Source organism: Heyndrickxia shackletonii (assembly GCF_001420715.1).
In the GTDB taxonomy this organism is placed as follows: Bacteria; Bacillota; Bacilli; order Bacillales; family Bacillaceae_C; genus Margalitia; species Margalitia shackletonii.
Window position 1 is genome coordinate 136548 of record NZ_LJJC01000006.1, and the last position, 14775, is coordinate 151322.

The following is a 14775-nucleotide window of genomic DNA, read 5'->3' on the forward strand; positions in this document are numbered from 1 at the left end:
CCTTTGGTTTTGGAATCAGGCCTTCTACTCCTTGTTCATAAAATTCTTTCGTCCAGCGAATAATCAAGGAAGGGTTGTTCAAATTAAAATGAACAGCAGTTTCTAAATAAGAAGCACCTGTGTTTAACATAAATTGTATCGTATCCATTTTAAATTGAACAGAATACTCCTTTTTCGTTTTCCTACGATTTAACCCATCCATCCCTTGAGACTTATATACATTCACCCATTCACGTATTGAGGTCTGGCTGCCCATATTATATTTTTTTGCCAATGATCCATACCCAATATTGCCCTCTAAATACTCGGTGACAAGCCTTATTTTGAATTCTTCACTATATTTTGCCATAAAAACACCCCCGAAAGTTAGATTTATTACTCTAACTTTCGGGGGTCGGTACCTTCCCCATGCGTTTTTGGTATCAAACTATTTAATGTATTATCTAGCTTCTTCTTTAAAATACTCTCGAATAGTATCTACAATACGACGTGAAGCTTGTCCATCACCATATGGATTGGATGCTTTTGTCATTTTATCATGAGCCTGTTGATCAGTAAGTAATTCGGTCGCTAATCGATAAATAGTTTCTTCCTCAGTACCAGCAAGCTTCAATGTTCCTGCCTCGATTCCTTCTGGCCGTTCTGTGGTATTACGAAGTACTAAGACCGGAACTCCTAAGGAAGGTGCTTCTTCTTGAACACCACCTGAATCCGTTAAAATTAAATAAGCGTGATTAGCAAAATTATGAAAGTCTATAACATCTAATGGCTCGATTAAATGTATCCTCTCATCGTTTCCCAATATTTCATCCGCTAATTCACGGACAACCGGGTTTAAATGAACAGGATATACAACTTGAACATTCGGGTGTTCATTCACGATACGCTTGATAGCGCGGAACATATTTCTCATCGGTTCCCCATGATTTTCACGACGATGAGCCGTAAGCAGGATGAGACGGTCATCTCCTACCTTTTCAAGTATTTCATGGGTATATTCAGATTTTACCGTCGTTTGAAGTGCGTCGATTGCTGTATTCCCTGTAACAAAAATACTTTCTTTCTTCTTGTTTTCCGAAAGGAGATTTTGAGCTGATTTCTCGGTTGGAGCAAAATGAAGATCGGCGAGAACCCCAGTCAATTGACGGTTCATTTCCTCCGGATACGGTGAATATTTATTCCACGTACGTAACCCGGCTTCAACATGCCCGACAACAATTTGATTGTAATAGGCAGCTAAACTTGCCACAAAGGTTGTAGTGGTGTCACCGTGAACAAGTACAATATCCGGTTTTACCTCTTTCATTACCCTGTCAAGGCCCTCAAGTCCTCTTGTTGTAATATCAATTAATGTTTGACGGTCCTTCATAATATTTAAATCAAAATCAGGTATTATTTGAAAAATAGCTAAGACCTGATCTAGCATCTCCCGATGTTGTGCAGTTACAGTGACAATGGATTCAAACTCATCCGGATATTTTTGTAGTTCAAGAACTAATGGCGCCATTTTTATTGCCTCAGGTCTTGTTCCAAAAATAGTCATGACTTTGATTCGTTTATTCATACGTATATTCTCCCTTAAAAAGGTTTTTTCTTGGCCATGTAATACTGCGTTCTATTTGTCTACCGCCAAACACAATACAGCTAAACGTTTGCTCAAAAATCACGTGCAAATCTTTAACAAATCCCTAAATTAAACCGGTTTTATTTGGTGCCGTATAGACGGTCCCCTGCATCACCTAAACCTGGTACTATATAGCCATGATCATTAAGTTTTTCATCTAAGCCAGCAATATAAATATCTACATCATCATGTGCATCTTGAATTGCCTTTACGCCTTCCGGGGCAGCAATTAAGCACATAAATTTAATACTTTTTGCACCGCGCTTTTTCAATGAGTTAATCGCCTCAACCGCTGATCCACCTGTTGCCAGCATTGGATCAACAAGAATAAAATCACGTTCTTCCACATCATTTGGCAATTTTACATAATATTCAATTGGCTTTAATGTTTCTGGGTCACGATAAAGACCAACATGCCCTACCTTAGCAGCAGGGATGAGCTTCAATACTCCATCTACCATTCCAAGTCCAGCACGTAAAATGGGCACAAGTCCAATCTTCTTCCCTGAAAGAACTTTGGCTTTTGCCTTGCATACCGGTGTATCAATCTCGATTTCTTCAAGAGGCATATCTCTTGTAATCTCAAATGCCATAAGCGTAGCAACCTCGTCAACTAGCTCACGAAATTCTTTCGTTCCCGTATTTTTATCGCGGATGATGGTTAATTTGTGTTGAATAAGCGGGTGATCAATTACATATACATTACTCATGAATAATTCTCCTTTTTTATGTATTTTAGTCCCATATTTTTAACGACTTGTCTTTTATCAAGGCTCATTTCTTAAACTTTGTTTCAAATTTAATCAATATCCATATAAATTTCTTTGAACAACTTTGAACTGGAAGTAGTATTTAAGAAAAGAGGCCCCGAAACTATACTGTTTCAGTATTTTATAAATAGATGGAAATGCAGCAATTTATGCGAAACAGCTTCTATCAAATAAGATTGTTTTATTTATTACCAAACCAATTTTACACGAAAAAGGAGTTAGACCTCAAGGGTTGACCTTTTGACCTAACTCCAAACTTTTTTATTTTGTTATTATTTACTAGGATAAAGAGGAAACTTGCTTGTAAGTTCAGCAACTCGTGTACGTGCCTCTTCCAATTTTTCCTCATTATCATGATTTTTTAAGGTAAATGCGATTAAAGATGCGATTTCATCCATTTCTTCAAGACCAAATCCTCTTGATGTAACTGCAGCAGTACCAATACGAATACCGCTTGTTACAAATGGACTTTCTGTTTCGAAAGGAATGGTATTTTTGTTTACCGTAACTCCAATTTCATCCAACACTTTTTCCGCAACTTTACCTGTGATGTTTAAAGAACGAACATCTACTAATAATAGGTGATTATCCGTTCCTCCGGAAACAAGGTCTAAGCCTTCACTCTTTAAAGATTCCGCTAAACGCTTAGCATTCTCTACCACTTTTCCGGCATATTCTTTAAAGCTATCTTGAAGTGCTTCGCCAAATGCAACTGCTTTTGCAGCAATGACATGCATTAATGGACCACCTTGGATACCAGGGAAAATAGACTTGTCAATTTTCTTTGCATATTCTTCTTTACATAGAATCATTCCGCCGCGCGGGCCACGTAATGTTTTGTGAGTAGTGGTTGTAACAAAATCTGCATATGGTACTGGGCTTGGGTGAATTCCCGCCGCAACAAGTCCTGCAATATGTGCCATATCCACCATCAAATATGCTCCAACTTCATCAGCAATCTCACGGAATTTTTTAAAATCTATTTCACGTGGATAAGCACTTGCACCAGCTACTATTAATTTTGGCTTATGTGTACGTGCTTTTTCCAAAACATCATCGTAATTAATATAGTGTGTTTTTTCATCTACACCATATTCAACAAAATTATATTGAATACCACTAAAGTTTACAGGGCTTCCATGTGTTAAATGACCGCCATGTGATAAGTTCATTCCAAGAACAGTATCCCCTTGTTCAAGAATGGTAAAATAAACTGCCATATTTGCCTGTGCGCCTGAATGAGGCTGTACATTGACATGCTCTGCTCCGAAAATTTGCTTCGCACGATCACGCGCAAGATCTTCCACAACATCTACATATTCACAGCCACCATAATAACGGCGACCAGGATAACCTTCAGCGTATTTATTCGTTAAAACTGATCCTTGCGCTTCCATGACTGCTTCACTAACAAAGTTTTCAGATGCGATTAATTCAATTTTTGACCGTTGACGACCAAGTTCGTCACAAATAGCTTGGTACACTGCTTTATCTTGCTGGGCAATGTTACTCATGATAATCCCCCTTGTGCAAATATCAGTATGAAAATACTTTTTTATTCTAACATAATCTTTTGAAAGATGGCGATGATTTTGGAATGTTTCATTATTCGGTAAAAATCCCGCCTTTATACGAGACTATATGGTATGAAACTTAATAGGTCTAAACTCTTAATTCAGCGATTAAGCACTAAATTATCGAGATTAATGCATAAAGTCATGAGCTTAACTCACCGATTCACAGAATAGCAAAAAGGAGACTTTACATAATAGCAAAATCCCCTTCTCCTATCGATTATTCATATACTGCCCGTGCACCGCCGATTAACTTTGGACGCGTTTTAGCTAAGGTGACATGGGCAGACCCTATTTGATTTAGGGAAGCGCGGACAGGGACCGCAACATGTTTTAAATGCATTCCGATAAAAGTATCCCCGATATCAATACCTAAATCTGCTTTGATAAACTCTACCAAGACAGGGTCTGCCAAATGTTCATATGCATAGGTCGCCATTGCTCCTCCTGCTTTTCTCACGGGAATGACAGCTACCTCTTCCCAGCCTCTATCCTCGGCTACTTTTCTATCTACAACAAGCGCACGGTTTAAATGTTCACAGCACTGAAATGCAAGATGAACCCTATGCTTATCAGCAAAAGAATGAAGGTTATCGTATATTAAGGAGGCTACCTCTAAGGTTCCCGAGGTGCCTATTCTTTCCCCCATTACTTCCGAAGTAGAACAGCCAATTACCAAAACCTGATCTTTTTTAAAAGTAACTTGGGATGAAAAATCCGATAATATCGTTTGTAACTGTTTCTCTATATGGATTAGATCACTTGTCAAAACGGGAAACCTCCCTTATTTAAAAGCTAAGAAATCATGATGTTTTTTATTAGAATCTCTTTATAGTTTCAGTGCCTTTCTGCTAGCGGATTTTTACATCTGCTCCCTAAACTTGTTTCCTAAATCTGAAGTAGAAGACTACGAAATCCGCTGGACAAGGCGCTTCTACTTTTCGTGTTTTTCTTCGTAATTCGTTAACTTTTCAATACGGCGTGAATGGCGTCCACCTTCAAAATCTGTTGTAAGCCATACTTTTGCGATTTCTCTAGCAAGCCCCGGGCCAATAACTCTTTCTCCCATCGCTAACATATTACTATCATTATGCTGACGAGTTGCCTTCGCGCTGAATACGTCATGTACTAATGCACATCGAATTCCTTTTACTTTATTCGCAGAAATACTCATGCCAATGCCGGTTCCACAAATTAAAATACCTCTATCAAATTCCCCTTTTGCTACCTTTTCCGCAACAGGAAGTGCATAATCAGGATAATCTACTGATTCCTCGCAGTCACAGCCAAAATCCTCGTATTCAAGACCCATTTCCTCTAATAATCCTTTTATTTCCTCACGAATATGGATGCCGCCGTGATCAGATGCCAATGCTACTTTCATTGTGATATCCCCTTTCTTTTTTCTACAATAATTTTCACATAAACCAGCGAAAATATAAATAAGAAAGCTCCCCGCAAAAATAAAAAAATACCAAGACATTGTGTCTTGGCCTATAAATGAAAACGTGAAATTGTTCCTTTTAATCTATCTGCATGACCTTTTAATTCAAGGACTAATTGATCAATCGTTTCCATGACGTCAGCTTGCTCTTTCGTTGCTTCTGTTACTTCCTCTGCACCAGCTGAAGTTTCCTCTGCAATTGCCGCTACTTCTTGTGATTGTTGGGATGTAAGCTGGATACTTTCCATTTGCCTATCCACTAAACCAGAGATGCCTTTTACTTTTTCCGCAACCTCATGAATAATTTCTGTCATTTTTTCAATTACTTGATTCGTTTTTGTCCCTTTTGCTGCTTCTTGATTAGCGGTCTCTACTTGACTAGAAATATGTTTAACAACACTTTCCACTTCTTGCTGAATTCGGTGAATTAATTCCGTAATTCCTTGTACTGCTTTAGCACTTTCATCTGCTAATTTCCGAACCTCTTCCGCCACTACTGCAAATCCCTTACCATGTTCCCCTGCACGTGCAGCCTCAATAGATGCATTCAAAGCTAAAAGATTTGTCTGAGCAGCAATATCTCCAACAAGTAAAATAATCTGTTCAACCTCTTTTGCATTATCCTCAAGCCTTTTAACAGCTTGTAAAGATTCGTGATTTTCTTTTGCCAGTCTTTCGATTCCATTGACTAGAGAAAAAACAACTTCTTGACTTTCCTTTAATTCATCCAGCATTTCCGTCGACACTTTTTCCGATGATCTTGCATTATCCTGAACCTGCTCTGCAATTCGAATCATATCCTGGGCGGATTCTGCCGTTGACTGGATGGCAATAGCAGAACTTTCTGCTCCGGCAGCGATTTCACTTATGGTTTGAGCAATCCCTTCTGCTTGTGCAGTAGCACTTGAAGCTTTTTCAGAAATAGAGATAACATTTTCATTTGTTTGTTGAAAATTATCTTCAATGCTTTGTACCATTTCTCTTAAATTCTTTAACATAATATTAAAAGCCACACCTAAAGAACGAATTTCATCGTCTGTTTTTGGCAATATAACATCCGTATGTATTTCCCCCTGACTAGCGTTAATGGCTGCTTTTTCTAAACGCTGCAGCGGCTTTGTAATAAAACCTGCCACCAAAAACGCTAAAATACCTGTCCAAATAATTCCTAACAATAATGTTATAATGGTAAATAATGATTCATTTATTTTATTGGCGAAATGGCCGTAAACAAAATCCAAACAAAACATACTAGTGGAGTATGTAATAATCGCCAAAATGGTCACAAACAAGACAAGCTTTTTCCGTAAACTGAATTTATACCTCTTTCTCCCCATCGGAATACCTCTTTCATATTTTTTTTATCATTTCTTTAATAAGCTTTTCCAACTCTTTGTAAGTTTTTCTATATATATCAAGACTCCCTCCATAAGGATCATGAACATCCATGTCAGCTTTTGAGTCATAGACAAATTCCTTTAGTGTAAAGGTTTTATCTGCAGCAGAAGGGTATTGATAGATAAGCGATTCCTTATGTCCTTCCGTCATGGTAAAAATATAATGCGCCCATTCAACATCCTCATTTGTCAGTAATTTAGATGAATGCTGATGAAAAATATTGTTTTCCTCCAGCACCTTTAAGGCATTAGCCGCTGCATTACTCCCGTTAGAGGCAAAAATCCCTGCTGATCTAACCTTTATATCGTCCAAATTTTCATTTTTTAAAATTGCTTCTGCCATCGGACTCCTGCATGTATTCCCTGTGCAAATAAATAAAATGTTCAAAGTGTTGTAACCTCCAAACTTTGAGGATATTGTTTTAAAGTTTTGCTTTTATTATAGTGGAAAAGTCCTAGTTTCCATAGTCAATATAATAAGGGAAATGATAAAACTTTGTGAAAATATTAGAAAAAACGTAGGCGTCATGCTCATCCGCTTGCTGATAGGCTCTTGCAGAAAGACATAGACTAAACCTTTTATCTAAATTAACTACTTAAACTTTCTGGTGTATGAAAAAAACACACTTCTACAAGTGTGTCTCCTTAAGGTAAAAGCAATTTAATACCAAAGGCAAAAAGGATGCTTCCACCTAAAACTTCACTATATGTACCAAGCAGGCCTTGTGCTTTTCGACCAATGATGAGCCCTGCCCATGTAAGGATCGTTGCAGCAATGCCAAAACAAAGGACAACTGCAGCCGCCCGTGCTCCAAATATTCCCAGAGATAAACCAACTGAAAAGCTGTCCAAACTTACACTAAATGCAAATATTATTAGCCCCCATCCCTCAGGCTTTATCAAATTTCGCTCCTCTTTTTTAAAACTTGAAAGGATCATTTGGATGCCGAGCACAATGATTAATATTCCGCCAATATATTTCGTAATGGTTCCGAATGTATCAGAAAGAAAATGTCCTGCGAGCATCCCAATTAGAGGCATCCAGACATGAAAAAAGCCGATAGTTAATCCTATATAGAAAATTTGTTTATAGCGAAGCTGAAACATTCCCAATCCAATTCCAACTGAAAATGCATCCATACCAAGTGCAAATGCCATTAACATTAATGTGAATACTTCTGCGATGACTCCTGTCATATATTTTTTCCTCCTTCGGACATGCCTATTGAATACTTATGCATGCCGAAGTCGGTTTAGAATCATCGATAGTAAAATCCGTTTAAAATCGTATTTTATTTAGTTAAATCATTTTCATAAATCCATTTGTGGCCAGCAGCTTTCTCCAGTCTATTCATAACGGCAAGTCCAACACCTTCTGTTGAAAATACCTCAGAATAGATAATATCTACATTTTTGCTATTAAATGATCTCAAAGTATCATATAGCCTATTTGCTACTGTTGATAAATCTTGACGGCTTCCACAAGCTCTTACATAATCCGCGTCGTACAGGTCAGCCGTTTCATCTGTTGCAATAACTCCAACCACCAAGCCTTCCTCGCGGCTTTTCTTGACCAGCACTTGAATAAATTCCGGTGTTCCATTTACTAAATAAACTGGTGCATTGGGTGCATAGTGTGTATATTTCATGCCCGGAGCTTTTGGCTTTGACTTTAAGTTCTCATTTAGGGCAGGATCTATTTCTACTTTCCCGATTACACTTTCCATCGCTTCCTTCGTCACACCGCCCGGGCGTAAAATAATCGGTACCTCTACTGTGCAATCAACAACCGTTGATTCAACCCCTATCCCAGTTTCACCGCCATCCAGAATACCGGCTATTTGTCCAAATAAATCTTCGTGTACATGCTTAGCTGTTGTGGGACTTGGCTTTCCTGAGCTATTTGCACTTGGCGCGGCAACCGGCAAATTCGCTGCTTTTATAAGAGACAATGCTAAGGGATGATCAGGCATTCTAATACCCACTGTATCTAAACCGGCTGTCACCTTTTTGGAAAGGAACCCAGGTCTTACTTTGAAAATAATCGTTAAAGGTCCCGGCCAAAATTCCTTCATTAATTTCTCTGCCTTTTCCGGAATTTCTAAAACTAAAGCATGCAATTGAGAAAAATTAGCGATATGCACAATGAGCGGGTTATCACTTGGACGTCCTTTCGCTTCATAAACCTTTGCAATTGCTTCATCTGATGTAGCATTTGCTCCCAATCCATACACTGTTTCAGTCGGGAAAGCAATAATTTCATTTTGTTTTAACAAATTTGCTGCTTCCACAATCTGTGGATTATTTTTCAAATTATCCACATGGTTATCCACATTCCATTCCAATGTTTTCATTCATGTTCACCTTTTCTATTTTTGACGCATCTACTTTTATTTTAGAAGAAAAAGTAGATATTTGTCGAATTGTCTAGACCATTATTGTAAAAATTATACTGAATACAATAGAAATGAACAACCATTATCCACATATTGTGGATAAATCGTCCTTAACGGTGGATAACTATTGGGAATTGTGTGAATAAATTATATCCATTAAATAGCCCTTTTCATAAAAAATACTCCGTCTAAACCACTTATTTGCTTCACATGTGTGGAATATTCCAGCTCTTTCGGAATAGCATTGTTTGCAATCCGTTCAAAACCCATGAATTGAAGCAGCGGGATAAAGGCCTCTTTATTTGTAATTAACATTAATGTGGGCAACTTTTTACTTTTTGCCAAGTTATACACATGTTGAAAAAGTTGGACAAGCCCCTCCTCTTTAACGGTGGAACGGATTGCAAGCGAACGAAGAACTCCAATGCCCTGAACAGGCTCAATTCCCAATACCGCTGTTATATTTCCCTCTTCATCCTCACTTAAAACAAAATAGTCTATCATTTCTTTTATTCCATCACAGTTTAGCTTAGCATCCGTTAAAAAAGAAATGATTTTATCCACATCCATACTTTCTGCTTGACGTATAATTTCTACCATTTTCTAATTCCTCTCCTAACTTATTGATAGAATCTAGTAAACTTCTATACTCCATCCATATGTGAAGAGGAATAAATTAGAACAAAATAGTGAAAATATAAGAAAATTATCCCCAGGTTCTAATTTTATAATTTCCAAAACAAAAATAGGAAAGCCCACTAAGGAGCTTTCCTAAAATATTTTTTTAAACAGTTCTACAATGAAAAACTTGACTTGTACATCATCATCTTTTTCCGCTGTAAAAACAGGGGATTTGGAATCACTTTCCGTCGTATCTGCTTGATTCTCTGTTGTGGATGAATCTGTTTTATTTTGCTTTTTCTTATCTTCTTTTACTTCAGTATCTTTATTTACTTCAGCATCCGCTTTCGGCTTTTCCTTGCTTTTTGACTTTGTCTCTATTTTGGTACGATGACTCTCATCAATCCCTGGACTTACGGCAACCCCATTTGAAAAATCCAAAAAACATAGCGGTGGATATAAGACGCACCACCAATTTGCTCCCTCACCCTTACCAAGGGTGATTAAGATGGCTTCATATTTTCCGGCAGGATATAAATACTGTCCATATAGCTTTGTAGGAAACTGAACACGGCTGAATTGTACTCTGACAGATTGATGGCTATTTTCCTCTTTGACTACTTTTTCAGCAATTTGTTCAAGATCTGGCAGATGAGATTTAATTACTTTACGGGCGGTCTTAATAGAATCAATGTCTTTCACCCATTTTGTAATATTTTTATTTACCTCATCTCTTACTTTTCTCTTTAATGCCTGATCCTCCGGAGTGTCGCTGTTTGCCAATATGCGCAGCCGAATTGCTTCCTTAGGAATGATAATCGTATCCTTTGCAGCAGTCTCTTGCTTCGGTATATATAAACTTAATATCGTACTAAGTGATAAAACTACTATATAAATCCATGCGATAGATTTGTTTTTCATTTTCCCCACACCATCCTTCTAAAAATAGTGTGGACAATAAGCAGGAATCTTAAACTAGTAAACTAAAAAAATTTATATAGAATTGTTAATATTAAAGAACCGGGTTACTCAGAACCCGGTACTCTGCAAAACACCATTCGTTCTTTCCCATTTATATCATTCACGATTTCTACCTTACTCTCGGCAAAGGTTTCCTTTAATAACTTCGCCACTTGCTCTCCTTGACCAGCTCCAATTTCAAAGCCTATTAAAGCCCTGTTATTAATGACTAATGGGAGCTCCTTCATAAAACGAATATAGAAGTCCAGCCCTTCTTCTCCTCCGAATAATGCAAGATGAGGTTCATGGTCTTTTACTACAACTGAAAGTACATCTTTGTCTCGATTTGGAATATATGGCGGATTTGATAATACAATATCTACCTTTCCTCCGCCTTCTATAAGCGGTTGGAGCAAATTTCCCTGTTTGAAGTCAATTTCCGCTTCTGCCAACCTAGCATTTTCCCTTGCCACATTTAAAGCCAAGGGAGAAATATCCGTTGCAGTGACAGATAAAAATGGACACTCAAGCTTCATGGTAACAGCAATGGCACCACTTCCAGTGCCTACATCAATCATTTTTAACTCTCTCTGCTCACCGAAATGCTTCTTGATTCTTTGAATGGCTCCAACGACCAACTCTTCTGTTTCTGGTCTTGGTATTAGAACATGTTCATTCACTTGAAATTTCCTGCCGTAAAACTCCTCATATCCAATGATATGCTGAATAGGTACTCCTCCAACATGCTCTTTTACTGCCTGTTCAAATTTCAACTGAATATCCTCGGGAAGCTCCATTCTCATATCTGCATAAAGTTGAGCTCGCGTTTTATTGAATAAATGGCAAAGGAGGATTTCTCCTGCATTTGCATCGCGGTCATTTTCTTGTAAAAAAGAAGAAGCCCATTTAAGGGCTTCAAACACTTTAAGGTGCCCGACCATTATTCCTCCACACTTTCTAGTTTACTGGATTGGTCTTCTAAAATTAATGCATCAATAATTTCATCAAGCTTCCCTTGAAGAATTTGGTCTAGCTTTTGAATCGTCAAACCAATACGGTGGTCTGTAACACGATTTTGCGGAAAATTGTAAGTACGAATCCGTTCAGAGCGATCTCCAGTTCCAACAGCAGATTTACGATTCGCATCGTATTCTGCTTGTGCTTCTTGCTGGAATTTATCGTAAACACGTGCTCGCAGAACCTTCATCGCTTTTTCCTTATTTTTAATTTGCGATTTTTCATCCTGACATGAAACAACTATTCCTGTAGGCAAGTGTGTCAAACGAACTGCAGACATCGTTGTATTAACACTTTGACCGCCAGGACCACTGGAAGCGAACGTATCAACGCGAATATCCTTTTCATGGATTTCCACCTCTACTTCCTCTGCTTCCGGAAGAACCGCTACTGTTGCAGTGGAAGTATGAATCCTGCCGCCTGATTCCGTTTCAGGAACACGCTGAACACGATGGGCACCATTTTCAAATTTTAATTTTGAATATGCCCCATGGCCATTAATCATAAAAATGATTTCCTTATATCCGCCAACTCCTGTCGAACTAGCTTCAATAACCTCAATTTTCCAGCGTTGCGATTCCGCATAGCGGCTGTACATACGATACAAGTCCCCAGCAAATAGAGCAGCTTCATCTCCTCCAGCAGCTCCGCGGATCTCCATAATAACGTTCTTGTCATCGTTAGGATCTTTTGGAATAAGAAGAATCTTCATCCGTTCTTCAAGACTCTGAATTTGCTCCTCGAGTTCACTAATTTCTTCCTTTACCATTTCGCGCATTTCCGGATCAAGCTTATCTTCCAGCATCGCTTTAGCATCCTTATATTGCTGACTTACATCTTTATACTCTCGGTATGCTTGCACGGTTTCTTGAATATCCGATTGTTCCTTTGAATATTCTCTTAACTTTTTTGTATCATTTATAACTTCAGGGTCACTTAAAAGCTCATTTAACTTTTCATAGCGATCCTCAACTGCTTGTAATCGATCAAACATGGCATTCACCTCTATCATATAGCCCTAAGATGATAAGGGCTATTGCTTTACGTACATATTTTTCACACTGGTACTATTATATAATACTCAGGAAATACCGTAAAGCTACTATAAGGAAAAGCGGAAGCGCCGCAGCTCTAGCGTACGGATTTCGTAGTCGCTCACCTCGAGATATAGGAAACACAGTGAGGTAGTTCACGAACAAGTGAAAATAGCACTTCAAATTTTCAACTGATGTTGACTTATCGTAGGGAGGAGACGGAGAAATCCGCTAGACGATAGGCGCTGAGCCAGACAAAAATAAATATATACTCTTTTCATCCCTACATTATTTTTCTTCCAGCTTCACATTTATTTTATACTGCGGGAGTGCATTTTTTAGGTTTTTATGCACTTCTGCTTCTCTTCTCATTCTTTCATGTACACCCATTCGGTTTCTTGTATGGGCTGTAACCCACATATTATTTCCGTTTATAGAGACAGAAACGAGTTTATACTCTTTATAAGATCTAATAATCTTTTTGGCGATATTTATTTCTGTGCCTACTGTTTCCGTTTGACCCGTTAAATCTACCTTTTGCTGACTTTTGTTTGGCGACTCCGTGCTTAATCGTTGATATTTCACTTGGTCCGTTCCATTATTTTCAGCTTTCTTTTCTTTATGCGGGAAGCTGCATCCAACAAGTATCAATAAACATAATACAAAGCATATGATTGGTTTCCACATAAAAAAACACCTCCATATGCTTATTATGAAAACTTATTTATAAATTATCCGAAACTGTAGCAAGTAAAAACAATTACTTTAGCCTATAGACGCTGAAGCTAGACCTTGATTTTTTTGCAAAAATAGTTATCAACAGTGATAAATTTTCTAAAGTACAAAAAAACTAAACCTGACTAGTAGGTTTAGTTTGTTTTCACCATTTGTTCTATTTGAATGCTCTTTCCAGATGGTACTTCATGATGATGACGGCAGCGAGCTTCATATGCCTCCGATGCGCCAACTAAGATAACAGGGTCTTCATAACAAGCTGGATTGCCGTTAATTAATCTTTGTGTCCTACTTGCAGGGGAGCCGCAAATAGTACAAACTGCTTGTAACTTTGTTACTTGTTCAGCTATAGACATTAATTGTGGCATTGGTCCAAAAGGCTCTCCGCGAAAATCTTGATCAAGACCGGCCAGAATTACACGATGCCCTTTATTTGCCAACGCTTGTACCACTTCAATAATTTCATGATCAAAAAATTGTGCCTCATCAATTGCAATAACATCAACTTTTTCCTGAATAAAGTTAAAAATATCCTTAGCCACTTCAATCGGATGGGCAATAACTGATGTCCCATTATGTGATACAACCGATTCTTCACTATAACGATTGTCTATTTTCGGCTTAAAAACAAGGATCTCTTGTTTTGCAAATTGTGCGCGACGAATGCGTCTAATCAATTCTTCCGATTTACCAGAAAACATACTTCCGCAAATGACCTCAATCCAGCCAGAATGATGATTCAAAATATACATTTTTTCCGTTCATCCTCCCCTGATCTATCTAATTATCGTCCATTATATTAAAAATACGCGAAATAAAAAACAGGCAAGCATTCTTGCCTGTTTTTTAACTTATTCAGCTTCATGCATATAGCATTTAAGCTTTTCTTATTTAAGACCGTATTTTTTATTGAAGCGGTCAACACGTCCATCTGCAGAAGCAAATTTTTGACGTCCAGTATAGAATGGATGGCATTCAGAGCATACCTCTACGCGGATTTCGCTCTTAACTGAACCACTTTCAAATTCATTACCACAAGCACATTTAACTAAAGCTTTTTTGTAATCAGGATGAATACCTGCTTTCATTCTTTTCATCTCCTTTGCCCTGAATCATTTCGAGACAGAGTTATATATTCCTTTGCGGGATTTCCGCAAGAATTCTTATAAACACATGAATTAATTATAGCAAGCACTCTATTGA

At 38.0% G+C, this 14775-nt stretch carries 17 protein-coding genes; all 17 read right to left on the reverse strand.

Annotated features, from left to right (window positions below; genetic code table 11):
* On the reverse strand, positions 1-349 hold a 349-nt coding region (locus AN964_RS19070; RefSeq protein WP_161809293.1), incomplete at its 3' end, for a helix-turn-helix domain-containing protein.
* A gap of 90 nt (positions 350-439) precedes the next feature.
* Positions 440-1564 (reverse strand): non-hydrolyzing UDP-N-acetylglucosamine 2-epimerase, encoded by a 1125-nt coding sequence (gene wecB / locus AN964_RS19075; protein WP_055741408.1) that lies wholly within the window; start codon positions 1562-1564, stop codon positions 440-442.
* A 140-nt stretch (positions 1565-1704) separates the two neighbouring features.
* Positions 1705-2334 (reverse strand): uracil phosphoribosyltransferase, encoded by a 630-nt coding sequence (gene upp, locus AN964_RS19080; protein WP_055741409.1) that lies wholly within the window; start codon positions 2332-2334, stop codon positions 1705-1707.
* 332 nt (positions 2335-2666) lie between these two features.
* Positions 2667-3908 (reverse strand): serine hydroxymethyltransferase, encoded by a 1242-nt coding sequence (glyA, locus tag AN964_RS19085; protein WP_055741410.1) that lies wholly within the window; start codon positions 3906-3908, stop codon positions 2667-2669.
* A gap of 280 nt (positions 3909-4188) precedes the next feature.
* On the reverse strand, positions 4189-4737 hold the full coding sequence (locus AN964_RS19090) for a TIGR01440 family protein (RefSeq protein ID WP_055741411.1): 549 nt from the start codon (positions 4735-4737) through the stop codon (positions 4189-4191).
* A gap of 165 nt (positions 4738-4902) precedes the next feature.
* Positions 4903-5352: a ribose 5-phosphate isomerase B gene (gene rpiB, locus AN964_RS19095; RefSeq protein ID WP_055741412.1), complete on the reverse strand. Its 450-nt coding sequence runs from the start codon at positions 5350-5352 to the stop codon at positions 4903-4905.
* A 110-nt stretch (positions 5353-5462) separates the two neighbouring features.
* Positions 5463-6749 (reverse strand): methyl-accepting chemotaxis protein, encoded by a 1287-nt coding sequence (locus tag AN964_RS19100; RefSeq protein WP_055741413.1) that lies wholly within the window; start codon positions 6747-6749, stop codon positions 5463-5465.
* Positions 6750-6762: 13 nt separating this feature from the next.
* Entirely contained in the window at positions 6763-7197 is a 435-nt protein-coding gene (locus AN964_RS19105) for a low molecular weight protein arginine phosphatase (RefSeq protein ID WP_083489473.1), read from the reverse strand.
* Between the two features lie 257 nt (positions 7198-7454).
* A complete protein-coding gene (locus tag AN964_RS19110) occupies positions 7455-8006 on the reverse strand; it encodes a manganese efflux pump MntP (RefSeq protein ID WP_055741415.1) in 552 nt (183 codons plus the stop codon).
* Positions 8007-8101: 95 nt separating this feature from the next.
* Entirely contained in the window at positions 8102-9163 is a 1062-nt protein-coding gene (locus tag AN964_RS19115) for an L-threonylcarbamoyladenylate synthase (RefSeq protein ID WP_055741416.1), read from the reverse strand.
* Positions 9164-9361: 198 nt separating this feature from the next.
* Positions 9362-9805, reverse strand: a complete 444-nt coding sequence (locus tag AN964_RS19120) for a GNAT family N-acetyltransferase (RefSeq protein WP_055741417.1) — start codon at positions 9803-9805, stop codon at positions 9362-9364.
* A gap of 171 nt (positions 9806-9976) precedes the next feature.
* Complete coding sequence (gene spoIIR, locus AN964_RS19125; RefSeq protein WP_055741418.1) at positions 9977-10747, reverse strand: stage II sporulation protein R; 771 nt, start codon at positions 10745-10747, stop codon at positions 9977-9979.
* Between the two features lie 104 nt (positions 10748-10851).
* On the reverse strand, positions 10852-11727 hold the full coding sequence (prmC, locus tag AN964_RS19130; protein WP_055741419.1) for a peptide chain release factor N(5)-glutamine methyltransferase: 876 nt from the start codon (positions 11725-11727) through the stop codon (positions 10852-10854).
* Positions 11727-12797, reverse strand: coding sequence for a peptide chain release factor 1 (gene prfA, locus AN964_RS19135; RefSeq protein WP_055741420.1), 1071 nt, complete (start codon positions 12795-12797; stop codon positions 11727-11729). The genes prmC and prfA overlap by 1 nt, the downstream gene beginning before the upstream one ends.
* Positions 12798-13125: 328 nt before the next feature.
* Complete coding sequence (locus AN964_RS19140; RefSeq protein ID WP_055741421.1) at positions 13126-13524, reverse strand: hypothetical protein; 399 nt, start codon at positions 13522-13524, stop codon at positions 13126-13128.
* Positions 13525-13706: 182 nt separating this feature from the next.
* Positions 13707-14324 (reverse strand): thymidine kinase, encoded by a 618-nt coding sequence (locus AN964_RS19145; RefSeq protein ID WP_055741422.1) that lies wholly within the window; start codon positions 14322-14324, stop codon positions 13707-13709.
* 135 nt (positions 14325-14459) lie between these two features.
* Positions 14460-14660, reverse strand: coding sequence for a 50S ribosomal protein L31 (gene rpmE / locus AN964_RS19150; protein WP_055741423.1), 201 nt, complete (start codon positions 14658-14660; stop codon positions 14460-14462).
* Positions 14661-14775: the final 115 nt, after the last annotated feature.

Excerpts from the sequence above, each read along its gene's own strand:
- wecB (WP_055741408.1), bottom strand. The coding sequence starts at position 1,564 with ATGAATAAACGAATCAAAGTCATGACTATTTTTGGAACAAGACCTGAG.
- upp (WP_055741409.1), bottom strand. The coding sequence starts at position 2,334 with ATGAGTAATGTATATGTAATTGATCACCCGCTTATTCAACACAAATTA.
- glyA (WP_055741410.1), bottom strand. The coding sequence starts at position 3,908 with ATGAGTAACATTGCCCAGCAAGATAAAGCAGTGTACCAAGCTATTTGT.
- rpiB (WP_055741412.1), bottom strand. The coding sequence starts at position 5,352 with ATGAAAGTAGCATTGGCATCTGATCACGGCGGCATCCATATTCGTGAG.
- AN964_RS19100 (WP_055741413.1), bottom strand. The coding sequence starts at position 6,749 with ATGGGGAGAAAGAGGTATAAATTCAGTTTACGGAAAAAGCTTGTCTTG.
- AN964_RS19110 (WP_055741415.1), bottom strand. The coding sequence starts at position 8,006 with ATGACAGGAGTCATCGCAGAAGTATTCACATTAATGTTAATGGCATTT.
- AN964_RS19115 (WP_055741416.1), bottom strand. The coding sequence starts at position 9,163 with ATGAAAACATTGGAATGGAATGTGGATAACCATGTGGATAATTTGAAA.
- AN964_RS19120 (WP_055741417.1), bottom strand. The coding sequence starts at position 9,805 with ATGGTAGAAATTATACGTCAAGCAGAAAGTATGGATGTGGATAAAATC.
- spoIIR (WP_055741418.1), bottom strand. The coding sequence starts at position 10,747 with ATGAAAAACAAATCTATCGCATGGATTTATATAGTAGTTTTATCACTT.
- prmC (WP_055741419.1), bottom strand. The coding sequence starts at position 11,727 with ATGGTCGGGCACCTTAAAGTGTTTGAAGCCCTTAAATGGGCTTCTTCT.
- prfA (WP_055741420.1), bottom strand. The coding sequence starts at position 12,797 with ATGTTTGATCGATTACAAGCAGTTGAGGATCGCTATGAAAAGTTAAAT.
- AN964_RS19140 (WP_055741421.1), bottom strand. The coding sequence starts at position 13,524 with ATGTGGAAACCAATCATATGCTTTGTATTATGTTTATTGATACTTGTT.
- AN964_RS19145 (WP_055741422.1), bottom strand. The coding sequence starts at position 14,324 with ATGTATATTTTGAATCATCATTCTGGCTGGATTGAGGTCATTTGCGGA.
- rpmE (WP_055741423.1), bottom strand. The coding sequence starts at position 14,660 with ATGAAAGCAGGTATTCATCCTGATTACAAAAAAGCTTTAGTTAAATGT.